The sequence below is a fragment of the Micromonospora fluostatini genome (genome assembly GCF_050410825.1).
In the GTDB taxonomy this organism is placed as follows: Bacteria; Actinomycetota; Actinomycetes; order Mycobacteriales; family Micromonosporaceae; genus Micromonospora; species Micromonospora rosaria.
The window spans coordinates 1,903,959-1,926,310 of the sequence record NZ_CP191251.1 but is presented as its reverse complement, the minus strand read 5'-3'; the positions used below and the strand labels follow the sequence as shown (position 1 = coordinate 1,926,310).

Below are 22,352 nucleotides of genomic sequence, written 5' to 3'. Positions count from 1 at the left end.
GCGTCCCGACCCCCGAGCGTGACCGGACGGCACGAACGCACGAACGCGGTGCCACCGCCGAACCCCGTCGCCACCCCGGGCGGGACCGCCTGATACGGCCCACGATCGGCCGATCGCGGGCCGGTGACTTGCGCTGCCACTATAACGGGCCCTGTTCCACGGCTCCGTCGGAGACGATTTGCCCGATCCGATGTGACACGGCTCACCGCACCGCGCCGAGGAACCCGCCGACTCAGGCCGACCGGGCCGGCGCGTCCGCCGCCTCCGCCGCCTCCGCCACCGCCGCCTGACCGAACGCCACCAACGCCCCCAGCAACTCGTGCTGCACCCGACCCGGCATCCGGTCCAACACCACCTGCACCGCCCGGTACCGGCGCTCCTTGACCTCCCGCAGCAGATCCTCCGCCGCCGCCGTCAACACCAACCGGACCTCCCGCCGGTCCCGCGGATCGGCCACCCGCCGCAACAGCCCCGTCGCCTCCAACCGGTCACACAACCGGCTCGCCGACGACGGCACCACATCCAACAGCACCGCCAACCGGTTCACGTTCAACCCCGGCCGCCCCGCGACCAACGCCAGCACCCGCAACTGCGTCGGCGACACCGTCAGGTTCTGCCGGGACACCGCCGCATCGAGCACACCGACCAGCGCCTCGGCTGCCGCCTCCACCGCCGCGGCAAGGTTCGGAGCTCGCTCCACCCGCTGTCCCCTGCGATTGTCCCGCCCGTACTCGGCCGCCGCCCCCTCGGCTACTGCCCCCATCCGTCGCCCCGACCACGGGCACCGTGCCAGTCCAGACAGACGACCACGGCATCGTCGCGCAGATCGGAATCGGCGTGATAGGCGTGCAGCTCGCGCATCACCGTACCAACAGCCTCCGTCGCCGGCTGCAGCCGTGTGGACCGCATCGCCCGCGCCATCGCCCGCTCCCCGTACGCCTCCTGACCGGACGGATCCGCCGCGTACACCCCGTCGGAGACCACGAACAACCGGTCCCCCGGCAACAACTCGAACTCCTGCACGTCGTACCGCGTCTCGGCGAACATCCCCAACGGCAACTGCTGCTCCAACGCGATCGGCGTCACCACCCCACCCCGCACCCGCAGCACGTGCGGCGACCCCGCGTCCACCGCCCGCACCCGACCCGAGCGGGTGTCCACCTCCAACAGCAACGTCGCCACGTGCCGCGCCCCCCGATGCTGGTAGTAGAGCGTGTCCGAAGCCAACTCCGCCTGCTCCACCAACCCACCACCCGACCGGCGGGCGTTACGCATCGCGTTCACCGCCACCGCCGTCAACATCGCCGCCGGCAACCCACTGCCCGTCCCGTTGAGCACCGTCACCGTCAACCGGTCACCATCCACCGACCAGTCGAAGTGGTCACCACCCACCGTGTACGCCGGATCGAGCTGCCCGGCCAACAGGAAACTGCCCTGGTCCACACTGCGCCCCGGCAACAGGTCCCACTGCATCTCCGCCGCCATGCTGAGCCGCTCCCGGCGCCGCACCCGCTGGTACCGGTCCGTACCCCGGTCCGCCGCCCGCAACGCCACCGCCACCTCACCGGCCACGTCCCGCGCCACCGCCACGGCCCCCGCCACCGGCGCCGCCGGCAACTCCACCAGCAGCACCCCCACCCGCTCCCCCCACACCGTCAACGGCAGGTACACCCGGCACCGGCCGTCCTCACCGGTGTCCAACACCGGCTGCTGGCTGCTGAAACACCGCTGCGCCACACCCTGACAGGTGAGGAACCCGGCATCGGGCAACTGCGGATCCAACACCGGCCACAGCCCACTGATCCGGTAGTCGGCGATGAACACGTCGGTGCGCAGCGCCCCCAACGCCGACCGGATCGCCCGGTCGGCGGCCTCGGCCAGCCGGTCAGGCGGCACCTCACGCAACGCGCGTGACACCAGCGCGGGCGCATCCGGCATGCTCGTCCTCCGAAGATTCTTGCAGTAGGGCAAGCATCATACGAAGGAGACCCACCGGCCCCGCGCTCAGTCCGCCCGCACCGCCACCCCACCGTGGAACGCGTCCGGCACCGCCGCCGGCTCACCCTCCGGACGCCACCGCGCCACCGGAACGATCCCCTCCCCCGTCGGCACCCACCGCCCCAACAACGACCGCATCACCGCCGGCTCCCGCATCCGGTACGCCGGCCCCATCATCGCCAACGCCTGCGGATACGCCGCCAGATCCGTCCCGTCGAAGTCCACCGCCAACCGGCTGCCCGGCGCCGCCGCCGCATACACCTCGTCCAACGTCCGCACCACCGTCTCGTCGTCCAGGAACGCCGCCACCCCGAGGAACACCACCCCCACCGGCCGCCGCCCCCACCCCGGCACGAACCGGTGCAACTGCGCCGGATCCACCGTCCCGATGTCGGTCGCGTCCCCGAACCCGTACCCCGCCCGGTCACTGCCCGCCAGGATCCGCTGCCCCAACCGGATCGTCACCGGATCGACGTCCGTGTACAACACCGACGCCTCGGCCGCCACCTCGTGCACGTTCCCCCGCGTCGGCACCCCCGCACCGAACACCAGGAAACTGTCCATCCCGTCCGCGACCATCGACCGCACCGCCCGCCCCAGGAACGCCCGCAACTCCCGGAACACCGGCGCACACGGCCCGTACGCCCCCTCGAACGCGGTCGCCGCCGCGACGTCCACCGGCGCGTGATGCTCCCCACCCAACCAGTAATCGATCATCCGAGCCGTACTCGGCTGCTCCGCCTCGACCAGGTCAGCCCCAACCATCGACGACGCTCCCTCCCACATGGATCACGTCAGGGTACCCACCCCGCCGATACCCCGGTATCGCCCCGACGACAGCCCCCACCCGGCGATACTGGCCCCGTACCGACGAGCCAGGAGGCGCGGGGTGAACACGGCGGACGGCGCAGCGGTGGTGGTCGGCGTGGACGGCTCCCCCGAAGCGCTCGACGCCGTCCGCCTCGCCGCCCGACAGGCCCACCGCCACCACCGACCCCTGCGCGTCGTCCACGGCTTCATCTGGCCCAAGCTGCGCGTCGCCACCGGCCCACCCCCCGACGCCCCACCCGGCGGCGGCCTGCGCCCCGCCGCCGAACACCTCGTCGCCGAAGCCGTCGCCACCGCCGAGGCCACCGTCCCCGGCCTCCGCGTCACCGGCGAGATCATCGACGGGGAGGCCGCCGCCGTCCTGCTCGGCGAAGCCCCCGCCGCCACCATGATCGTCGTCGGCGACCGGGGCCTCGGCGGGTTCACCGCCCTGCTCGTCGGCTCCGTCGCCGTCCAGGTCGCCGCCCACGCCCCCTGCCCGGTCCTGGTCACCCGCGGCACCCCCCACCCGGACGGCCCGGTCGTCGTCGGCGTCGACGACTCCCCCCGCACCCGCGACGCCGTCGCGTTCGCCGCCCACGAAGCCACCACCCGCGACACCCACCTGGTCGCCCTGCACGCCTACCGGCACCCCGCCTCCACCGGCCCCGGCGACATGCAACCCCTCGTCCACGACGAAGCCGACCTGCGCACCGAGGAGGACCTGGTCGCCGCCGAAGCCCTCGCCGGCCTGGCCGACCACTGGCCCGACCTGACCGTCACCCGCCGCACCGTGCGCGGCCGGGCCCGCACCGCCCTCGTCGACGCCTCCCGCGAGGCGCAACTCGTCGTCGTCGGCGGACACCGCCGCAGCGTCCTCGGCGGGCTGCTGCTCGGCTCGGTCAGCCAGGCGCTCCTGCACCACAGCGCCTGCCCGGTCGCGGTGACCCACACCCCCGACTGACCCCGCCCGGCCGCCGGGCATGGCCCGGACCTGGCCGGGTAGACGCCCCCGGTAGCGCACAGCGACTCGCGGGGAGGCGACATGCCGGGACCACGACCGGGCAGCAACGCGTACGACAAGGAACGCGCGCGGCTGCGCGACCTGATCGAGAACTCCGGGCGGGCAGCGGACAGCGAGGCCAACGACGTCGCCAACCGGATCCTGCAGGACGACCGGGGCCAGCGCGGCGTGGTCCGGGGCGAGCGCACGTACGGGCCCAAGGGCGAACGCGAGCCGGGTGACCCGAAGTGAGCCCGGCGCCGGTCGTCGACGGGGCCATCGCCGGCGCGGTGGGCAGCGTCGCGCTCAACGTCGTCAGCTACCTCGACATGGTGGTCCGGGCCCGCCCGGAGAGCAGCACCCCGCAGGAGAGCGCCGGCCGCCTCGCCGACGTCACCGGGATGGACCTGGGCCCGCCGGAGCGGGCCGCGAACCGCCGCGCCGGGCTCGGCCCGGTCCTCGGGTACGGCCTGGGGATCACCGCCGGCGCGGTCTTCGCCCTGCTCGCCACCCGTCGCCGGACCCCGCTGCCGGTGGCCGTGGGGCTGCTCGGCGGCGGCGTCATGGCGCTCTCCGACGGGTCGATGACGGCGCTCGGGGTGACCGATCCGCGGACCTGGCGACGGACCGACTGGGTCGCCGACCTGGTGCCGCACCTGGCGTACGGCCTGGCCGCCGCCACCACCTGGCGGCGGTTGCGCGCGGGTGGCGCGGGCCGCCACCGGTAAGCCGTCCTAGGACACTGGTGTGCACGGGGTGCCGGCCCCGGGAACCACGGGTCCCCGGGGCCGGCTCGTGCTGTGTCAGCGGTCGTCGCTGTCGTCGTCGGCCACCGGCGCACCCGCCGGGCCGTACGGCGACACCTGCCCCTGCGGCACCGCACGCCCCTCGTCGCCCCGGGACCCGGCCCGGCCACGCGGACCGCTCGCCGGGGCGGGACCCTTCGCGTCCTGCACCGCCTGGTTGCGCGCGTTACGGCGCAACTCCGGCTGCTGCGGATTCGTCACGGTCGTCTCCCTCCTGCGCATCGATGACCACCCCGGCCGGCTTACCCGCCCCCGCTACGGACACACCCGGACGACTGACCCGCCGGCCCGGCGGGTACCCCCGGGCATGGCCGACGACCGCACCACGGTGCGGGCCCTGCTGCACCGGCAGGGCCGCACCTACGCCGACGAGGCGGGCATCCGGCTGGCCGACCGGCCGGGCCCGCTGTACCAGCTCCTCGTGCTCACCACGCTGCTGAGCACCCGGATCCGCGCCGGGGTGGCCCTCGCCGCCGCCCGGGAACTCTTCGCCGCCGGCTACCGCACCCCGGCCGCGATGGCCGCGGCGAGCTGGCAGGACCGGGTCGACGCGCTCGGCCGGGGCCACTACCGCCGCTACGACGAACGCACCGCCACCATGCTCGGCACCGGCGCCCAGCTCTGCCTCGACCGGTGGCGCGGCGACCTGCGGCGACTGCACCACGACGCCGACGGCGACCCGGGCACGCTGCGCCGGCTGCTCACCGCGTTCCCCGGCATCGGCCCCACCGGCGCCGACATCTTCCTCCGGGAGGCGCAGACGGTCTGGCCGGACGTGCGCCCCTACGCCGACCGGCGGGCGCTGGCCGGAGCGCGGCGCCTCGGCCTGCCCACCTCGACGGCACGCCTGGCCGACCTCGTCGGCGGGGCCGACTTCGGCCGGTTCGCCTCGGCGCTGGTGCGGGTGACCCTCGACGGCGACCGCGCCCGGGAGGTCGTCGCCACCGCCCGCTGACCGGCCGGGCTCACTTCGCCGCCGGCCGGGTCAGGTGCCACACCAGGGCGGCGGCGAGCAGGGCGAGCACGATCAGCCCCCCGGAGACCCCGCCGTCCTCCCCCGGCTCCCGCCCGGTGGTGCCGAAGTAGATCACCGCGACCCCGGCGAGCACCGCGAAGAAGGTCCGCCATCCTCGGTCGTTCACCAGCCGGACGGTACGCGGCGACCGTGACGCTCTGCCCCCTGTTGCCCGGACGGTCCCCCGTCCGGGTGCCGCCGATCAGTCGGTCTCCAGGTCGTCCAGGGAGATCGCGTGGCTCATCAGCCACCGGGCCAACGCCGGCATCCCGAACAGCCACAACGGCGCCGACTCGGTGGTGCCGTTCGTGGCGAAGACGGCGAACCGCAGGTCCGGCGCCCGGTACGCCTCGATGCGCCACCGGTGGTTGCGGTCCCGCCAGACCGCCGAAGGGTCCACGCCCCCACCCTAGGACAGCGGCCCGCCCCCGACCGGCGGTGCCGCCGAACACCCGCCGGCCGGCGCGGGGGCCGGTCAACCGACGGAACGGGTGTCGTCGGGGTGCCGGCGGGTCACCCCCCGCCCGTCCAACACCTCCAGCAGGGGCACCGCCACCCGGCGGGTGGTGTCCAGCGCCTGCCGGGCCGCGCTGAGCGTGAACGGCTGCGGCAGGGCGGCCAGCACCCGCGCCGCCTCGTCCACCGCCCCCGGCAGCAGCACCACCGACCCGGCCAGCCGCAGCAACGCCCCGGCCCGGACCGCCGCGGCGATCTCCCGGGGGCCGAGCCCCAACTCGGTCAGGCGCTCGGCCTCCGGCGCCCGGAACGGCCGGTCGACCAGGTCGGCCCGCAGCCGGGCCACCGCCCGCGCCACCGGCTCGGGCAACACGGCGGCACCGGCCACCCCGACCCGGCCGGCGGCCAGCCGCAACGGCGCCGCGACCAGCGCCTCCACCAACACCCGGTCGGGCAGGTCCAGGCGCTGCCGCAACACCTCCACCGGCGCCCCCGGCTCCAGCGGATGCTCCCGGACGTAACGGGTCACCTCGGCCGCCAGGGCGCTGCGCAGCCGCCGCCAGTGCCCCGGGTCGGCCAGCCAGTCGGCGGCCACCGGGCGGACGCCGGCCGGGTCCACCCCCATCCGGGTCAGCGCCGCGACCCGGACCAGGCCCCGGCGGCGCAGCTCACCGGCCAGGTCCGGCCGCCCGTCCAACCCGGTCAGGACCACCGTGCGGGCCGCCGCCGCACCCCGGCGGGCCAGCGGCGGCGGGTCCACGTCGAGCACCCGCACCCCGCCGGCCACGTGCCGGCGACCCGGGTCGCGTAGCACCGCCCGGTCCCCGACCAGCAGCGGCAGCGCACGGGCCAGCCGCAACCGGGCGGTGTCCACCCCCAACGGCCGGACCCGGGCGGGCACCGCCGCCGCGCCGACGTGCAGCATCACCGACGCCGGCAGGTCGGCCACCGGATCCCCGGCCACCCGCACGTCGACCAGGTCGGTGCGGTGGAACCGGCCGGGCGTCAGCAACGCGGCACCCCGGGCCAGCCGCTCCCGGGACACCCCGCGCAGGTTCACCGCCACCCGCGCCACCGCCGTCACCTCGTCCCGGGCCACCCCGAGCGCGTGCAACCCCCGCACCCGCACCGGCTCCCCGCCGTCGGCCAGCGCCAGGGTGTCCCCGACCCGCAGCCGACCCGCGCCCAGGGTGCCGGTGACCACCGTGCCGCTGCCCCGCACCGTGAACGACCGGTCCACCCACAGCCGCACCGGGGCGTCCACCACCGGCGGCGGCAGCCGGGCACCCAGCCGGTCCAGCGCCGCCCGCAGCTCGGGCAGCCCCGCCCCGGTCACCGCGCTGACCGCGACCGCCTCCACCGCGCCGAGACCGGTGGCGGCGAGTTCCGCGCGGGCCCGCCGCAGCGCCGGCCCCGGGTCGGCCAGGTCCGCGCGGGTCACCACCAGCAGCCCGTGCGACACGCCGAGGGCGTGCAGCGCGGCCAGGTGCTCCGCCGACTGCGGCATCCACCCCCCGTCCGCGGCGACCACCACCACCGCGGCCGGCACCGGACCGACCCCGGCGAGCATGTTCGGCACGAACCGCTCGTGCCCCGGGACGTCGACGAAGGCCACCGTGCCGCCGGAGGGCAACGTCGTCCAGGCGAACCCCAGGTCGATGGTCATGCCCCGGCGGCGTTCCTCGGCCCACCGGTCCGGTTCCATCCCGGTCACCGCCCGGACCAACGTGGACTTGCCGTGGTCCACGTGCCCGGCGGTCGCCACCACCCACATGTCAGTCGCCGGCCGGCACGGCCAGCACCGCGTCGCGCACCACCGGGTCGGCCTCGACCGGGACGCACCGCAGGTCCAGCAGGAGCCGGCCCCGCACCACCCGGCCCAACACCGGCGGCCGACCGGTCCGCAGCGGCCGGGCGTACCGCTGCGGCAGGCTCAACGCCCACGACGGCAGCTCCACCCCCGGGGCGCCGCCGCCACCGACCACGGCCACGCTGGACACCGTCTCGGCGTGGCAGCCGGCCACGTGCAGGGCGACCCGCAGCCCCTCCACCCGGTCCCGCAGCGCCGACGGGTCGGCGTGCAGGGCGGCGTGCACCGGGGTGACCGGAGCGCCGAGGGTCGCCGCGAGGGCCGCCAGGGTCAACTTGTCCACCCGCAGCGCCCGCGCGAGCGGATGCCGGCGCAGCCGCTCCACCAGGTCGACCCCGCCCAGCAGCAGCCCGGCCTGCGGGCCACCGAGGAGCTTGTCGCCGCTGGCGGTGACCAGGGCCGCCCCGGCACGCAGGGTGCTCGCCGCGTCCGGCTCGTCGGGCAGCAGCGGGTCGGCCGCCAACAACCCCGAACCGATGTCGGCGACCACCGGGACTCCGAGGGTGGCCAACTCCCGCACCGGCACCGCCCGGGTGAAGCCGGTCACCACGAAGTTCGACGGGTGGACCTTGAGCACGAAACCGGTGCGCGGCCCGATCGCCGCGGCGTAGTCGGCCAGGGTGCTGCGGTTGGTGGTGCCCACCTCGCGCAGCCGGGCCCCGGTGCTGGCCAACAGGTCCGGCAGCCGGAACCCGTCGCCGATCTCCACCAGCTCGCCCCGGCTGACCACGATCTCCCCACCGGCGGCCAGGGCGGTCGCGGCCAGCACCAACGCCGCCGCGCCGTTGTTGACCACGTGCACCGCACCGGCGTCGGGGACGGCGGCGGCGAGCGCGTCGAGGGCGTCACGGCCCCGACGGGCCCGCCGGCCGGTACCCAGATCCAGCTCGACGTCGGTGTGCCCGGCGGCGGCGACCACCGCCGCGACGGCCGGCGCGCCCAGCGGCGCCCGCCCCAGGTTCGTGTGCAGCACGACACCGGTGGCGTTGAGCACCGCGCGGGGAGCCGGGGACGGCAACGCGGCCACCGCCGCCTCGGCGACCCGCTCCGGAGGGATCTCACCCCGCCGGGCCCGGTCCTGCGCCCGGCCGATCGCGACCTTGACCCGGTCCCGGCCCACCGTCGCCACGGCGGCGGCCAGACGGGGCTCGGCCAGCAGCGTGTCGGTGCCCGGCACCCGCCGCCGCAGGTCGCCCATCCCGTTCCACTTTCGGTCGTCCGGTGCCGGCGAGCCGACGGCCCGTGGCGGAGACGGACGGGAATCGAACCCGCCTGGCCCGGATCCCGGACCACACCGGTGTTGAAGACCGGGAGGGGCACCAGCCGCCTGAACGCCTCCAGGCAGCAGTGAACCACAGCCCGGCCCCGCACGCGCGGCCAGGTGCGAAACCGGTCGACGCCGCTTCAGTCCGCCCCGGCCGCCCGACGGGCCAGCCGCTCCCGCTGCGGCAGCACCGTGTACTTCGGATCCCGGGCGGAGGCGACACCGCCGTGGAAGACCCCGAACCGGGTGGCCAGCGACGCCGCCAGCAACGCCGCACCGGAGAGCCCGGCGACCACCCGGTGCCGGCCACCCAGCACCACGCCGGCCACCCCGGCGACGGTCAATGCCCGCCCCACCCGCAGTAACCGCCCCGCCGTCCCGGTCCGGTAGGGCTCGCTGAGCAGACCGAGGCGGGTCTCCACCCGGTGCGCCCCGTACAGCTCCAGGGCCGCGCCGGCCACCGCCATCCGCCGCGCCGGCCCGCTCTGCGCCGGCGGCGCGGCCAGCAACCCCACCCCCGCGCCACTGGCCAGGGCGCTGCCCGCGAAGAGCACCGGCAGGTCCGGGTACGCCTCGTGCCACGCCGGCACCGCCGTGTCCGCCAGCAGCACCCCCGTGTACGTGGCCAGCGCCGGTGCGGTGGCCGCGGCGACCAACCCGGCCGCCGACCCGGCCGGGGCCAGCAGCCGGCGGCCCACCCCGAGCACGCCCCGCTCCGGCAGCCACGGCCCGGCCTCGGCGACGGCGGCGACCCCGGCCGCCGGCCCGAACACCGTGAGGATCCAGGTGCCCACCGACATCGGCGAGGTCAGCTTCGCCACCCGCAGCATGTGGTGGAACCGGGCCGGCCGACCCAGGTCGTGGACCAGGAAGAACGTGCTCGCGCCGACCGCCGCCAGGGCGGTGACCCGGCCGGCACGCCGCAGCACCGGCCGGCCGGTGAGCTGCCCGCCCGCGGCCAGCAACGACGACCCGGCGGCCAGCCCGCCGGTGAACAGGTACGCCGCGATGTCCCACCGCCACACCGGCGCCTTGAGGATCGGCCGGCCGTAGTAGGAGGTGAACTCGGCCGGCGGCACCGCCAGCCGCTCACCCCCACCGCGCCGACCACCCCGCCGGCCCCGCCCGCCGGCAGCGCGCGGATCGCGGCCCGGACCACCCACCGGCGCCGGCCCGCCCCGCCCGGCGGCGCCGGCATCCACCCCGCCCGCCACGGCAGCGCCGCCCCCGGTGCGGCGCAGCAGGAACCGCCGGAACCGCTCCCCCACCCGGACCGGCCGGCTCACGACGCACCCCCGACGAACGCGGCGACCGCCGCCGCCGCCATGGCCAGCGCCGCCAGCCCCGCCCGCCGCCACATCCGGGGCAGGTCCCGGGTGGTCACCACCGGATCCGGCGGCAACCCGTACACCTCCGGCTCGTCGAGCAGCAGGAAGAACGCGCCGTCGCCACCGACCCCGTCGGTCGGGTCGTGGCCGTACAGGCGGGCCTCCGGCACCCCCCGCTCGTGCAGCACCGCCACCCGCCGCGCCGCCCGCTCCCGCAACTCGTCGACCCGGCCGTACTGGATGGACTCCGTCGGACAGGCCTGCGCGCAGGCCGGGGTCAGACCCGCGCCGAGCCGGTCGTAGCAGAGCGTGCACTTCCACGCCCGGCCGTCCTCCCGACGCTGGTCGATCACCCCGTACGGGCAGGCGGAGATGCAGTACCCGCAGCCGTTGCAGATGTCCTCCTGCACCACCACCGTGCCGAACTCGGTACGGAACAACGACCCGGTGGGACAGACGTCCAGACACGCGGCGTGGGTGCAGTGCTTGCACACGTCCGACATCATCAGCCACCGGAACTCGGTGCGACCGGCCACGCCGGTGTCCCGCCCCGGCGGCTGCGCCCCCGGCATCCCCAGGAACTCCGGCCCGGCGGCCATCCGCGCGGCGGCCCCCGACGCGCCCGGCGGCAACCCCGGCGTCGTACCCGTGTCGGTCGTGGTGCCGGCGGCCACCGCCGCCGACCCGGCGCTCACCGGCCCACCGGTCGGCGCGGCCCCGAACGGGGCGGCCCGGTGCCCGGCCGGGCGGGACTGCTCCACGAAGGCCACGTGCCGCCACGAGTTCGCCGTCAACGCCCCCGTGTTGTCGTACGACATGCCGAGCAGGTCCCACCCGGAGGCGGGCACGTCGTTCCACTCCTTGCAGGCCACCTCGCACGCCTTGCAGCCGATGCAGACGCTGGTGTCGGTGAAGAACCCCATCCGGGGCGGCGCGTCGGTCCACCCGGCCTCCGGCGCCGGATCCAACGGCCCGAAGAGGCTGTTCGGGTCAGGTGTCAGCACGGTCCTCCCCCTCGGCGGGCACCACTGCGGTGGTCAACAGCGGCGGCGGGTGCGGCGGGTCGAGACCGGCCCGCCGCCGGTACCCGGCGACCAGGTCGAGCAGGGCCGGACCCCGGGGCCGGCGACCCGGCCGCACGTCACAGGTGCCCACCTTGCTCTCTTGGATCAACACGTTCGGATCCAGGGTGATGCCGAACAGGTCGTTCGCCGAGTCCCCGGTGACCAACCCGGCCGGGCCGAAGTGGTACGGCAGCCACACCTGGTGGATCACCCGCCCCTCGATCCGCAACGGCGCCATCCGGTCGGTCACCAGCACCCGCGCCTCGATCACCGAACGGGCGCTGACCAGGTGCGCCCACCCCAGATGCGCCACCCCCACCTCGGCGGCCAACTCCGGGGACACCTCCACGAACATCTCCGGCTGCAACTCCGCCAACGGCCGCACCGTCCGGCTCATCCCCCCGGCCGTGTGGTGCTCGGTGAGCCGACTGACCGTGAACACGTACGGGAACACCCCGCTGTGCGGCTGCGGCGGGCTCGGGTTGACCGAGTTCACCGGATGGTCGTACACCTTCCGGGTCGGGTTGGCCTGCTGACCGTACAACGGGTTGCGCAACGGCGACTCGGCCGGCTCGTAGTGTGTCGGCAACGGCCCGTCGAGCACCCCCCTGGGCGCGTACAACCACGCCTTCCCGTCGGCCTGCATGACGAACGGATCGGTCCCGGACAACCCGGCCACCCCCGCCGCGCCCTCCGGCGGCCGGTACGACGGCGGCTTGGTCCGCTCGAAGTCCGGCACGTCGTGCCCCGTCCACTCGCCCCGCCCGGCGTCCCACCACACGTACCGCTTGCGCTCGCTCCACGGCCGGCCCTCCGGATCCGCCGAGGCCCGGTTGTACAGCATCCGCCGGTTCGCCGGCCACGCCCACCCCCACTCGGCGGCCACCCAGTCCTGCTCCTGCCCCGGCCGACGCCGGGCCGCCTGGTTCACCCCGTCGGCGTACACCCCCGTGTAGATCCAGCACCCGACCGCCGTCGACCCGTCGGCACGGGCCTCGGTGAACGACGACAGCGGCCGGCCGGTCGCCACCTCGTACCCGTTGATCTCCCGCAGCACCGCCTCGGCGCTCGGCTCGGCATGCGGACCGTGCGTCGGATAGTCCCAGGTCAGATCCAGCAGCGCCCGGTCGCGCGGATGCGGCGACCCGGCCAGCTTCGCCCGCAGCACCCGCCCCAGGTGGTAGAAGAACCACAGCTCGGAACGGGCGTCACCGGGCGGCTCCACGGCCTTCTCCCGCCACTGCAACAGCCGCTGCGTCTGGGTGAAGGTGCCCTCCTTCTCCACGTGCGACGCCGCCGGCAGGAAGAACACCTCCGTCCGGCACTCGGTGGGCACGATCTCCCCCGTCGCCACCTCCGGACCGTCCCGCCAGAACGTCGCCGACTCGATCTCGAACAGGTCCCGCACCACCAGCCAGTCCAGGTTGGCCATACCCAGCCGCTGGGCCCGCCCGTGCGCCGACCCGACCGCCGGGTTCTGACCGAGCAGGAAGTACCCCTGCACCTTCCCGTCGATCATGTTCAACACCTGCTGGTACGTGCCGTGGTCACCGGTCATCCGGGGCAGGTACCCGTACCCGAAGTCGTTCTCCGGCGTCGCCGCGTCCCCCCAGTACGCCGTCAACAGGCTCGCCGCGTACGACCGGGCCTCCCCCCAGAACCCCTTCTGCCCGGGCTTGACGATGCTGTGCACCCAGTCGTCGAAGGTCGGATGGTCGACCGCGTGCGGCATCGGCAGGTACCCCGGCAACAGGTTGAACAACGTCGGGATGTCCGTCGACCCCTGGATGCTGGCGTGCCCCCGCAACGCCATGATCCCGCCACCGGGCCGACCCATGTTCCCCAGCAGCGTCTGGATGATCGCCCCGGTCCGGATGTACTGCACCCCCACGCTGTGCTGCGTCCACCCCACCGAGTACACCAGCGCCCCGGTGCGTTCCCGGCCGGAGTTCTCCGTCCACGCCCGCGCCAACCGCAGGAACTGCTCCTGCGGGATGCCACACACCCGCTCCACCATCTCCGGCGTGTAACGGGCGAAGTGCCGCTTGAGGATCTGGTACACACAGCGCGGATGCCGCAACGTCTCGTCCCGCTCGGACGGCCCGGAAACCCCCGGACCGTGCGACTCGTGCTCCAACCCGGCCGCCGAGTCCCGCTCCTTCGCGGTGGACCCGCCACTCGGGACGCCCTCCTGCCCCGCGTACTGCCAGGTGTCCTGCCGGTACGTGTGCGTCGCCGGGTCGAAGCCGGAGAACACCCCGTCGCCGTCCTCCGCGTCGACGTACCCGTCACCGATGATCGTCGCCGCGTTCGTGTACGCCAGCACGTACTCCCGGAAGTCCAGCTCGTTCTCCAGGATGTGGCGCACCACCCCACCGAGCAACGCGATGTCCGTGCCCGCCCGGATCGGCAGGTACTCGTCGACCGCCGCGCTGGTACGGGTGAACCGGGGATCGACGTGGAACACCGTGGCGCCCCGCCGCCGGGCCTCCATCACCCACTGGAACCCCACCGGGTGCGCCTCGGCCATGTTGGAACCCTGGATGACGATGACGTCAGCGTTGACCAGGTCCTGTTGGAAGTCCGTCGCGCCACCGCGACCGAAGGAAGCCCCCAGACCGGGGACGGTGGCGGAGTGTCAAATCCGGGCCTGGTTCTCGATCTGCAACGCCCCGAGCGCGGTGAACAACTTCTTGATGAGGTAGTTCTCCTCGTTGTCCAGCGTCGCCCCACCGAGACTGGAGATGCCCAGCGTCCGGTTCAGCGGCCGGCCCGAACGGTCGGTGTCCTCCCAGGTCCGCTCCCGGGTGGCGAGCACCCGGTCGGCGATCATGTCCAGGGCGACGTCGAGGTCGAGATCCTCCCACTGCGTGCCGTACGGCCGCCGGTACCGGACCTTCGTCTGCCGCAACGGACTGGTGACCAGGCTGCGGCTGGCCGCGCCCTTCGGGCAGAGCCGCCCCCGGGAGATCGGGCTGTCCGGGTCGCCCTCGATCTGGGTGACCCGACCGTCGGAGACGAACACCCGCTGCCCGCAGCCCACCGCGCAGTACGGGCAGACCGAGCGGGCCACCCGGTCGGCGGCCCCGGTGCGTGGGGCCAGCTCCGCCGACCGCGTCGACTGCGCCGCCGCGCCCCGGCCCAGCGGATCGGTGCCGGTGAGCTGCCGGTAGACCGGCCAGCCGGCGAGGAAGGTCCGCAGCCCCATCCGGGCGCCCCCTTCCGTACCGTCGACTCCGACCCCTCGACCATAGATCACCCCGAGGCCGCCCGCGACCCGTCCGCGGCACACCCGCCGAACGGCGTACCCCGGCGACCACCCACGGCACCGGGGTTTGCGGCCACCCCGGCTGGCAATGCGGGGGCGTGTCGGTGCTGGCGGGACTGCTGCTGGACGCCGCCCGGCCGGACGCGCCGGGCCGGGACCTCCTGGCACCGGTCCTGCTGGGCGCGCTCGGGGCGGGCGTCGCCGGGGTCGGCCTGGCCGCCGGCCGGCGGCTGTCCCCGCCCTGGCGCGGCACCGTCACCGGCGGCGCGCTGGGCAGCGCGGCGCTGCTGCTCACCGCCCCGGTGCTGGGCGGGCCCGGCCCGCCGCTGCTGCCGATCGCGCTGCTCTGGTGGTTCCTGCTGAGCTCGGCACTGAGCCGCACCGCGCGGGACCGCCGCCGGGGCCGCCCGGGGCCACACCCGCCCCGGCGCTGACCCGGTGGCGGCGGGCGGCGGGGCGGTCGGAGCGGCCCCGGGGCCCGGCGCGGCCGGGCGGGGTGGACGCCGGGACCGGGTACCGGCGTTACCCTGACACCATGCAGGGTGCCTCCGCGACCGCCGACCTCGGTCACCTCCGCCTCGGCGGCGTGGCCTTCCTGGCCCGGCCGGGCCGCCCCGCCGTGGTCACCCGCACCCTCACCGAGCTGGCCGGCCCCCGGCGCGGCGTGGTGGAACTGCCGGTGCGGTTGATGTGGAGCAGCGACCGCACCTTCGACCTCGCCGACCCCGACCAGCTCCTCTGGATGTACGAGAACGTGCTGCGGGAGAGCACCCGCGCCGACGACCTGCGCACGCTGATCGACGGCCGGACCCTGCGCCGGGTCTGGCCGCTGCTGAACCTGCCGCGCGGGGTACGCCAGGCGTGGGAGGCCCGCCACCGGGGGCTACGCGCCGCGTGAGCGCCGGCCACCTAGACGACAACGCCGGTCACCTGGGCAGCAGCGGTCACCTGCACAGCGCAGATCATCTGCATGCGTTCTACCGGGAGGTGGCCCGGGTGGCGCTCACCGCCGCCGGCCCGCACCGGTTCGTCCTCGGCGGTGGGGTCGCCTGGGCGGCCCACGGCATGGTCACCCGGCCCACCGAGGACGTGGACCTGGTCGCCGACGTGGAGGGGGCGGCGGTCGCCGCCGCCACCGAGGTCCGGGCCGCCCTGGAACGGGCCGGGTTCGAGGTGCTCGACGCCGACCCGGACAGCGACCTGGCCGACCTGTTCGCCGGCTTCGACCGGGACATGAAGGACTTCGTGGTCGGGCGCGACGGCCGGCAGATCCGGCTCAGCCTGGCCCGGCTCGACCGGCACCGCAGCCCGGTGGTGATGGACCTCGGCCCGGTGATGGACCTACGGGACCTGATCGCCAACAAGACCGCCGCGCTGGTCAACCGGCGGGAGGTCCGCGACTACATCGACGTCGCCGCCGCCCTGGACCACTACCCCGTGGCCGACCTGCTCGATTTGGCCCGGCAGCTCGACCCCGCCCTGGACCCGGCGGACATCCGGGCGGCCGGCCGGTACCTCGACCGGCTGCCCGACCGCCGTTTCGCCCGGTACGGGCTGGACTCCGCACAGGTGGCCCAGCTCCGCGACCGGCTCGCCGCCTGGCCCCGCTGACCGTTCCGGCTTCCCGTTGCTGGGGTGCGGGGCGGCTGGGCGTGGGGGCGCACACCCGCTAAGCCATCCTAGGATCCTGGGTGAATACTCGGATCCGCGTGGCCCGGTGGCGGGGCGGGACCATGCCGGCCCCGCCACCGGTCGACACCCCCGTTGACGTGCATCTTCGCCACAGCACGGGGTACCCGCGCGACGCGGACCGCCCGTCGGGCGGCGGATGCGAAGGAGGACGGTCATGCGGGAGGTGCAGCTCTCGGACGTCGAGATGCGGGTGTACGAGGCGGTCGGCGCGCTGGAGGCGCGCGGCCAGGTGCCCTACCCCGACCTGATCGCCGAGGAGGCCGGCATGGGCGAGGAGCAGGTGCACCCGCCGCTGCGGTCGCTCACCGAGAAGAACCTGCTGCACCGGGAGGACTCCCCGATGGCGGGGCTGGACTTCGGCCCCCGGTGGTGTGCCCGCCAGATGGCGTGACCGCCCCCGCCCGCGACACCGCCGATCCGCGACGCTGGCCGGCGCTCGGCGTCGGCCTGGTCGCCGCGTTCATGACGCTGCTCGACATCAGCATCGTCAACGTCGCCATTCCCTCGATCGACCGGGCGCTGCGGGCCACCCCGAGCGACCTGCAGTGGGTGCTCTCCGGGTACGCGCTCACCTTCGGCCTGGTCCTGGTCCCGGCCGGCCGCTTCGGTGACCTGCGCGGCCGACGGACCGCCTTCGTCGCCGGGGTGGCGCTGTTCACCCTGACCAGCGCGCTGGCCGGGCTGGCCCGCTCCCCCGAGTGGCTGGTCCTGGCCCGGCTGGTGCAGGGCGCCGCCGCCGGAGTGGTCAACCCGCAGGTGGCCGGGCTGATCCAGGAACTCTTCCGGGGGCCGGACCGGGCCCGGCCGTTCGGTCTGCTCGGTGCCACCATCGGCATCTCCACCGCGGTCGGCCCGCTCCTCGGCGGCCTGCTGATCCACCTAGGCGGCACCGAGCACGGCTGGCGCTGGGTGTTCTTCGTCAACGTGCCGGTCGGCATCGTCGCGGTGCTGCTGGGCTGGCGGCTGCTGCCGGCCCGCCCGTCGACCGCGCACGCCGACCGGCGCGGGCTGGACCCGGTCGGCGTCGCGCTGCTCGGCGTCGGGGTGGTCGCCCTGCTGCTCCCCCTGGTCCAGCGGGAGCAGTGGCACGGCCCCTGGCGGTGGCTGCTCCTTCCGTTCGGCCTGGCGACCCTGGTCGCCTTCGGGCTCTGGGAACGACGGTACGCCCGCCGCCGGGAACCCCTGTTCGACCTGCGCCTGTTCCAGACCCGCTCGTACCTGCTCGGGGCGGTGATCGCGCTGGTCTACTTCGGCGGCTTCACCGCGATCTTCTTCATCGTCACCCTCTACCTGCAGGACGGGCTCGGCTACAGCGCCCTCGTCGCCGGGGTGACCATCACCCCGTTCGCCCTGGGCTCGGCGGCGACCTCCGCCCTCGGCGGGCGGATCGTCAACCGCTTCGGCCGGCCCCTGGTGGCGCTCGGCCTCGGCGCGGTGGTGGTGGGGCTGGTCGCGGTGGTCCTCGTGCTGCGGGTCGGCGCCGGCGCGCCGGTGCCGCTGCTGCTCGCGGCGCCGCTGCTGCTCGCCGGCCTCGGCAGCGGGCTGGTGATCGCGCCGAACCAGACGCTCACCCTCGCCGAGGTCCCGGTGCCGCTGGCCGGCAGCGGCGCGGGCATGTTGCAGACCGGGCAGCGGATCGGCTCCGCGACCGGCATCGCCGCGGTCGGCGCGCTCTTCTTCGCCACCCTCGGCACCCGGGGCGACTGGTCGCTCGCCTTCCGGCACTCGATGCTGCTGGCCGCCGGGATCATCGCGGTGGCGCTGGTGGCCGCTCTGGTCGACATCGGACGGGGACGCGCCCGGCCGGGCCGGCGGCACCGCTGACCGCACGCCGCCACGTCCCGGTCGCCGCTGCCGGCGTCAGGGGCGTGATGCGCCACTGGCGGTTCACCGTCGGTCGCGGTGGGACCGGTCGACGACACGGGGCGGCGCCCGCCGGAGGGTTCCGGCGGACGCCGCCCGCTGCCACGCCGGGCGCTGCCCGGTGCCGCCGTACCGTCAGTTGCCCGACCCGGCGCCGAGGCGGTTGCGCCGCCAGGCCAGGGTCAGCAGCATCAGGACCGCGCCGACGCCGACCAGCGCGCCGCCGACCTTCAGCGGCGTCCCGGCGTCGTCGCCGGTGACCGGCAGCCAGCCGCCCTTGTGCGGAGGCTTGTCACCGTGCCCCGGGTCCTTGCTCTTGCTGGGCGAGGGCTGCGGCTTGGGCAGGACCCGCAGCGTCGTTGAGGCGGTCCGGCCGGACTCCAGACCCGTCGCGGTGAACGTGTACGTGCCTTCCAGCTCCGGCCGGTACGACACGGTGAACCGGCCGTCGCCGCCGGCCACCACGGTGAGCGACGGGAGGACCGGGTTGACGGTGATCCCGATCCGGACGGTCTCGCCGGCCAGGAAGCCGAAGCCGGAGAGTTGGGCGGTCTCGCCCACGTTCACCGTGGTCGGGTTGACCGTCAGCGCCGGGGGCTGCGGCGGGTAGTCGGCGGGTGGTGTGGTGACGGTGGGCGCGGGCTGCGGCTGGGCCGCGGCCGCCACGGTCGGCACGGCCGCCACGGCCAGACCGATCGTGAGCGCCATGATGATGCGGTTGAGCCGCATGATGGTTCCCTCCTACTGGTTACAGGCTGGTGCGGGATCTATCTGGGTGGTCCACGGGGTGGCGGTGGGGGTGTGCCAGAGGTCGGCGGCGCCGACCGCGGTGCCGACCGCGGTGAGCAGGTCGACCTCGAGGGTCCGGGACGTGCCCGGACCCAGCTCGACGGTCGCGGTGACCACCTGACGGCGGCGTTCGACACCGCTGCCGAGGGACACCGGCCGGCCGTCGAGCCGTCCACCCAGCACCGTGCCACCCGCCGGACTGAAGACGTTGACCAGCGTGCGGACGGTGTAGGGCGGGACGTTGCGGCCCGGCCCGAGCACCGAGGGGGTGAGCCCGGTGCGCGGTGCCGAGGAGTGCAGGGAGAGTCGCAGCCGGAGCTGGCGCCGGCCGTCGGGGCGGCACTCGCCGACCGTGAGGTGCGCCGACGGTTTCAGGTAGTAGCCCAGCTTCGCGCCGGTGCCGTCGTTGAGGAACACGCCGACGGTCGGTTCGTCCTCCTGTTCCGGTAGCACTCCCGCCAGCCGGCTCGTGGTGAGCACCTGCTGCTCCTCCGCGCGGGCACTCCAGAACAATATCCGGCGTTCGTCAACAGAACGGCTGATAGCCGACAAAACACCCGGAAGACTGACGTCCGGCCCGAACAGCGCGTCGAAGACCACCGCCGCCGCCGAGGCGAAGTACGTGTCCTGCGCGGAGTCGTCGAGGCGCAGGTAGGCGTCCGAGAGCAGGGTCCGTACGGCGGTTTCCGCGCTGAGCTTCGGGCCGCCCGGCACCGCCACCGGGCCGGTGGCGGTCAGCAGGTAGGAGAGCGCGACCGGGTCCACCGCGAGGACGCCGTCCACGGTGGTCCCGGTCCGCCGCCGGACCATCTCGCGGAACAGCCGCGCCGCCGTGGGGAAGTGCGGGGTGAGGTTCACGTCGGCCGGGAAGATCCCGGGCAGGTCCGCGTAGAGCTGGCGCATCTCGGCGGTGAGCACCTTCACCGGCGGGTCGAAGCGCCGCAACTCGGTGGAGGCGCTGCCCTGCCCGACGATCCGCACCCGGCCGTCCTCGGCCCGGATCAGCGCGTACGCGCCCAGCATCCCGCCGGTGGCCCGCAGCTCGGCCAGGTTCTGCGAGGCGAGCAGGTACGTCCGGGGACCGTCGGCGCCCAGCAGCGGGGGCAGCACCCGGGCGCCCTCCCGGGCCACGGCGGTCAGCCGGGCCAGGCCGTCCACCTCGTCGCGGAGCCGGGTCAGCGCGGCCTGGACCGGGGGCAGCAGACCGTCGGCGGGCAGGCTCGCCAGCACCGTCCGGTTGCGTTGGATCGCGTCGTCGCCGGCCGCCAGCCGCCCGGTGGCCGCACGCAGCCCGATCAGGTCGAGGGTGCCGCCGGTGGGCAGCAGCGCGGTGAGGTCCACCTGGAGCAGGGGCGGGAAGGCGTGCCGGGCCAGGTCGTCGATCACCACCGCGATCCGGCGGACCGCGGCGAGGTCGTCCCCGCCGTACGGCACGTGACCGGCCAGCCACCAGGCCGGGTCCCCGGTCGCGGTCCGGGCCTGGCCGGTCTGCTCCTGCAGGGCCGCGAGGGTCCGCTGGGCGCGTCCGGTGTCCCCGGCCCGCAACTGGGCGCTCAGGTCCTGGGCGAGGTCGGCGGCGGTGAGCAGGTGGGCGCGGGCCTGCCAGCCCCGCACCCCCACCCAGCCGGTGCCGAGCAGCAGCAGGGAGAGCGCCACGAGGGCGCCCAGCAGCGCCTGACGCCGCCGTGCCCGCCGGCGACGGCGGGATCGCCGACGACTCGGGGCCGGACTCTCCGCCACGCCACCCTCCGATCCGAAAACGGACACAAGCTGCCATTTCTCTCAGGAACTTCCTAACACGCCCGAGGAGGCACCCTGGACGCTTATCGCCAATTACGCGCCGTACGCGGCGTTTGGTGGCCTTTTTTCGGTCCGGGCGTCGATCGCCTCGTGCAGCAGCCGTTCGATCCGGTCCACACCGGCCCGCAGCGACATCTCCCGCAGGTAGGCGTCCCGCCCCCGGCGGCCCATCTCCAGCCGGGCGGCGGCCGGGATGGCCGCGGCCAGCCAGAGCCGGTCCGCCAGCGCCGCCCAGTCCTCCGGGGGGCAGGAGAGCCCGGCCCGCACCCGCTCGACCAGCTCGGCGGTGTCGCCCCCGGCCGCGGCGACCACCGGCGCCGCGCAGGCCAGGGCCGCCTGCACCTTCGCCGGCACGGTGCCCCGCAGCTCGGGCAGGTCCCGCGCCGTCACCAACTGGTAGTCCGCGGCGGCGTACAGCTCGGGCATGTCCAACGCCGAGCGGCGCGGCACGAAGCGGACGTTGCGCAGGCCCAGGTCGGCGGTGAACGCCCGCAGCCGGAGTTCCTGCGCGCCGGAGCCGACCAGGACCAGGTGCATCGTGTGCTCCAGCGCCGCCGCCGCCCGCACCGCCGTCTCCAGCCCCTGCTGCGCGCCCATGGTGCCGGCGTGCATCACCACGCACCGGCCCGCGCCGCCGACCAGCCGGCGCGCCTGGGCACCCGGGGTGACCGGCCGGAACAGCCGCTCGTCGGTCCAGTTGAGCACCAGCCGGACCCGGTCGGCGGGCGCACCGGCGGCGACCACCAGGTCGCGCATCGAGGGGGCGCTCACCGCGATCCGGTCGGCCGACCGGTACGCCGACCGGCTGGCCGCCGCGATCCGGTGCGCCCACCGGCCGCCGTCGACCTCCTCCCCCGGCCAGACGTCCTGAACGTGCAGGACGGTCGGCACCCCGGGCAGCACCCGCCCGAGGGCGGCGGCGGCGAACGCGCCCGCCGGGCGGTGGCACACGTAGAGCGCGTCGACCCCGCGCAGGAAACCCCGACCGGCCGCGGCGGCGCTGGCGGCGAAGGAGAGCTGGGCGGCCAGCCGACCCCGGGGGCCGGCGCCGTCGCCGGTGAACCGGGGCACCCGGCGCACGGTCAGCCGTTCGCCGCGCGTCTCGTGGTGCCAGCGCTGCCGCCAGCCCGGGTACACGTGGCCGCCCGGGTAGTCGGGGAAGCCGGTCAGCACCCGTACCTCGTGGCCCCGCGCGGCCAGTTCCTCGGCGAGGCTGCCGGGGACGAACGCGGGCTCCGGCGGGAAGTGGTACGACAGCACGCCGATCCTCACCGGGCCACCCCCGTCCGGGCCGGCGCGGCGGGACGCCGCCGGGGCGGCTGCGGCGCG

General features: G+C 75.4%; 23 protein-coding genes and 1 tRNA gene. 9 read left to right on the top strand and 15 right to left on the bottom strand.

The window, feature by feature from the left end:
• Positions 1-232 precede the first annotated feature (232 nt).
• From ACQUFX_RS08105 to ACQUFX_RS08095, 3 genes are all read right to left on the bottom strand, one after another.
• Positions 233-700, bottom strand: a complete 468-nt coding sequence (locus ACQUFX_RS08105) for a MarR family transcriptional regulator (protein ID WP_428965406.1) — start codon at positions 698-700, stop codon at positions 233-235.
• Positions 701-750: 50 nt separating this feature from the next.
• A complete protein-coding gene (locus ACQUFX_RS08100; RefSeq protein WP_428965405.1) occupies positions 751-1,938 on the bottom strand; it encodes a PP2C family protein-serine/threonine phosphatase in 1,188 nt (395 codons plus the stop codon).
• A 66-nt stretch (positions 1,939-2,004) separates the two neighbouring features.
• On the bottom strand, positions 2,005-2,763 hold the full coding sequence (locus ACQUFX_RS08095; RefSeq protein WP_428965404.1) for an SAM-dependent methyltransferase: 759 nt from the start codon (positions 2,761-2,763) through the stop codon (positions 2,005-2,007).
• 124 nt (positions 2,764-2,887) lie between these two features.
• On the opposite strand from ACQUFX_RS08095, the gene ACQUFX_RS08090 reads away from it, so the two are divergent.
• The 3 genes from ACQUFX_RS08090 to ACQUFX_RS08080 all read left to right on the top strand — a co-directional run bounded on the left by ACQUFX_RS08090 (position 2,888) and on the right by ACQUFX_RS08080 (position 4,536).
• On the top strand, positions 2,888-3,769 hold the full coding sequence (locus tag ACQUFX_RS08090; RefSeq protein WP_428965403.1) for a universal stress protein: 882 nt from the start codon (positions 2,888-2,890) through the stop codon (positions 3,767-3,769).
• 81 nt (positions 3,770-3,850) lie between these two features.
• The gene (locus ACQUFX_RS08085; protein WP_067371600.1) at positions 3,851-4,060 is read left to right on the top strand and encodes a phosphatidylethanolamine-binding protein; all 210 of its coding nucleotides are present in this window, start codon (positions 3,851-3,853) and stop codon (positions 4,058-4,060) included.
• Positions 4,057-4,536 (top strand): hypothetical protein, encoded by a 480-nt coding sequence (locus ACQUFX_RS08080; RefSeq protein ID WP_428965402.1) that lies wholly within the window; start codon positions 4,057-4,059, stop codon positions 4,534-4,536. The genes ACQUFX_RS08085 and ACQUFX_RS08080 overlap by 4 nt, the downstream gene beginning before the upstream one ends.
• Before the next feature lie 75 nt (positions 4,537-4,611).
• Here ACQUFX_RS08080 and ACQUFX_RS08075 read toward each other — a convergent pair whose 3' ends face one another.
• On the bottom strand, positions 4,612-4,815 hold the full coding sequence (locus ACQUFX_RS08075; RefSeq protein ID WP_428965401.1) for a hypothetical protein: 204 nt from the start codon (positions 4,813-4,815) through the stop codon (positions 4,612-4,614).
• 106 nt (positions 4,816-4,921) lie between these two features.
• On the opposite strand from ACQUFX_RS08075, the gene ACQUFX_RS08070 reads away from it, so the two are divergent.
• Positions 4,922-5,569 carry an HhH-GDP family DNA glycosylase gene (locus tag ACQUFX_RS08070; RefSeq protein WP_428965400.1) on the top strand — a complete coding sequence of 216 codons (648 nt, stop codon included), beginning with the start codon at positions 4,922-4,924 and terminating at the stop codon, positions 5,567-5,569.
• Between the two features lie 10 nt (positions 5,570-5,579).
• Here ACQUFX_RS08070 and ACQUFX_RS08065 read toward each other — a convergent pair whose 3' ends face one another.
• The 8 genes from ACQUFX_RS08065 to fdh all read right to left on the bottom strand — a co-directional run bounded on the left by ACQUFX_RS08065 (position 5,580) and on the right by fdh (position 14,819).
• Positions 5,580-5,756 (bottom strand): hypothetical protein, encoded by a 177-nt coding sequence (locus tag ACQUFX_RS08065; RefSeq protein ID WP_428965399.1) that lies wholly within the window; start codon positions 5,754-5,756, stop codon positions 5,580-5,582.
• Positions 5,757-5,831: 75 nt separating this feature from the next.
• The gene (locus ACQUFX_RS08060) at positions 5,832-6,029 is read right to left on the bottom strand and encodes a hypothetical protein (protein ID WP_428965398.1); all 198 of its coding nucleotides are present in this window, start codon (positions 6,027-6,029) and stop codon (positions 5,832-5,834) included.
• Between the two features lie 75 nt (positions 6,030-6,104).
• Positions 6,105-7,859, bottom strand: a complete 1,755-nt coding sequence (selB, locus tag ACQUFX_RS08055; protein ID WP_428965397.1) for a selenocysteine-specific translation elongation factor — start codon at positions 7,857-7,859, stop codon at positions 6,105-6,107.
• Between the two features lies 1 nt (position 7,860).
• Entirely contained in the window at positions 7,861-9,153 is a 1,293-nt protein-coding gene (gene selA, locus ACQUFX_RS08050) for an L-seryl-tRNA(Sec) selenium transferase (RefSeq protein ID WP_428965396.1), read from the bottom strand.
• Between the two features lie 45 nt (positions 9,154-9,198).
• Positions 9,199-9,294: transfer RNA gene (locus tag ACQUFX_RS08045), tRNA-Sec, on the bottom strand.
• A 65-nt stretch (positions 9,295-9,359) separates the two neighbouring features.
• A complete protein-coding gene (nrfD, locus tag ACQUFX_RS08040) occupies positions 9,360-10,505 on the bottom strand; it encodes an NrfD/PsrC family molybdoenzyme membrane anchor subunit (protein WP_428965395.1) in 1,146 nt (381 codons plus the stop codon).
• Positions 10,502-11,548 carry a 4Fe-4S dicluster domain-containing protein gene (locus ACQUFX_RS08035; RefSeq protein WP_428966896.1) on the bottom strand — a complete coding sequence of 349 codons (1,047 nt, stop codon included), beginning with the start codon at positions 11,546-11,548 and terminating at the stop codon, positions 10,502-10,504. Before ACQUFX_RS08035 ends, nrfD begins: the two co-directional genes overlap by 4 nt.
• A complete protein-coding gene (gene fdh / locus ACQUFX_RS08030) occupies positions 11,538-14,819 on the bottom strand; it encodes a formate dehydrogenase (RefSeq protein ID WP_428965394.1) in 3,282 nt (1,093 codons plus the stop codon). Before fdh ends, ACQUFX_RS08035 begins: the two co-directional genes overlap by 11 nt.
• 158 nt (positions 14,820-14,977) lie before the next feature.
• On the opposite strand from fdh, the gene ACQUFX_RS08025 reads away from it, so the two are divergent.
• From ACQUFX_RS08025 to ACQUFX_RS08005, 5 genes are all read left to right on the top strand, one after another.
• On the top strand, positions 14,978-15,313 hold the full coding sequence (locus ACQUFX_RS08025) for a hypothetical protein (RefSeq protein WP_396890354.1): 336 nt from the start codon (positions 14,978-14,980) through the stop codon (positions 15,311-15,313).
• A 101-nt stretch (positions 15,314-15,414) separates the two neighbouring features.
• Positions 15,415-15,777 carry a hypothetical protein gene (locus ACQUFX_RS08020; protein WP_428965393.1) on the top strand — a complete coding sequence of 121 codons (363 nt, stop codon included), beginning with the start codon at positions 15,415-15,417 and terminating at the stop codon, positions 15,775-15,777.
• 50 nt (positions 15,778-15,827) lie between these two features.
• The gene (locus ACQUFX_RS08015; RefSeq protein WP_428966895.1) at positions 15,828-16,490 is read left to right on the top strand and encodes a nucleotidyl transferase AbiEii/AbiGii toxin family protein; all 663 of its coding nucleotides are present in this window, start codon (positions 15,828-15,830) and stop codon (positions 16,488-16,490) included.
• 235 nt (positions 16,491-16,725) lie between these two features.
• Positions 16,726-16,962: a hypothetical protein gene (locus ACQUFX_RS08010; protein ID WP_428965392.1), complete on the top strand. Its 237-nt coding sequence runs from the start codon at positions 16,726-16,728 to the stop codon at positions 16,960-16,962.
• Positions 16,938-18,395, top strand: a complete 1,458-nt coding sequence (locus ACQUFX_RS08005) for an MFS transporter (RefSeq protein ID WP_428965391.1) — start codon at positions 16,938-16,940, stop codon at positions 18,393-18,395. The genes ACQUFX_RS08010 and ACQUFX_RS08005 overlap by 25 nt, the downstream gene beginning before the upstream one ends.
• Positions 18,396-18,569: 174 nt before the next feature.
• Here ACQUFX_RS08005 and ACQUFX_RS08000 read toward each other — a convergent pair whose 3' ends face one another.
• The 3 genes from ACQUFX_RS08000 to ACQUFX_RS07990 form a co-directional block, all read right to left on the bottom strand.
• Complete coding sequence (locus ACQUFX_RS08000) at positions 18,570-19,163, bottom strand: hypothetical protein (protein ID WP_428965390.1); 594 nt, start codon at positions 19,161-19,163, stop codon at positions 18,570-18,572.
• A 12-nt stretch (positions 19,164-19,175) separates the two neighbouring features.
• Positions 19,176-20,963 carry a DUF4012 domain-containing protein gene (locus ACQUFX_RS07995; protein ID WP_428965389.1) on the bottom strand — a complete coding sequence of 596 codons (1,788 nt, stop codon included), beginning with the start codon at positions 20,961-20,963 and terminating at the stop codon, positions 19,176-19,178.
• Between the two features lie 93 nt (positions 20,964-21,056).
• Positions 21,057-22,295, bottom strand: coding sequence for a glycosyltransferase family 4 protein (locus ACQUFX_RS07990; RefSeq protein WP_428965388.1), 1,239 nt, complete (start codon positions 22,293-22,295; stop codon positions 21,057-21,059).
• Between the last annotated feature and the right edge of the window lie 57 nt (positions 22,296-22,352).

Coding starts and splice junctions, on each gene's coding strand:
- ACQUFX_RS08095 (WP_428965404.1), bottom strand. CDS start 2,763: ATGGTTGGGGCTGACCTGGTCGAGGCGGAGCAGCCGAGTACGGCTCGG.
- selA (WP_428965396.1), bottom strand. CDS start 9,153: ATGGGCGACCTGCGGCGGCGGGTGCCGGGCACCGACACGCTGCTGGCC.
- selB (WP_428965397.1), bottom strand. CDS start 7,859: ATGTGGGTGGTGGCGACCGCCGGGCACGTGGACCACGGCAAGTCCACG.
- ACQUFX_RS08010 (WP_428965392.1), top strand. CDS start 16,726: ATGCGGGAGGTGCAGCTCTCGGACGTCGAGATGCGGGTGTACGAGGCG.
- ACQUFX_RS08000 (WP_428965390.1), bottom strand. CDS start 19,163: ATGCGGCTCAACCGCATCATCATGGCGCTCACGATCGGTCTGGCCGTG.
- ACQUFX_RS08100 (WP_428965405.1), bottom strand. CDS start 1,938: ATGCCGGATGCGCCCGCGCTGGTGTCACGCGCGTTGCGTGAGGTGCCG.
- ACQUFX_RS08020 (WP_428965393.1), top strand. CDS start 15,415: ATGCAGGGTGCCTCCGCGACCGCCGACCTCGGTCACCTCCGCCTCGGC.
- ACQUFX_RS08085 (WP_067371600.1), top strand. CDS start 3,851: ATGCCGGGACCACGACCGGGCAGCAACGCGTACGACAAGGAACGCGCG.
- ACQUFX_RS08070 (WP_428965400.1), top strand. CDS start 4,922: ATGGCCGACGACCGCACCACGGTGCGGGCCCTGCTGCACCGGCAGGGC.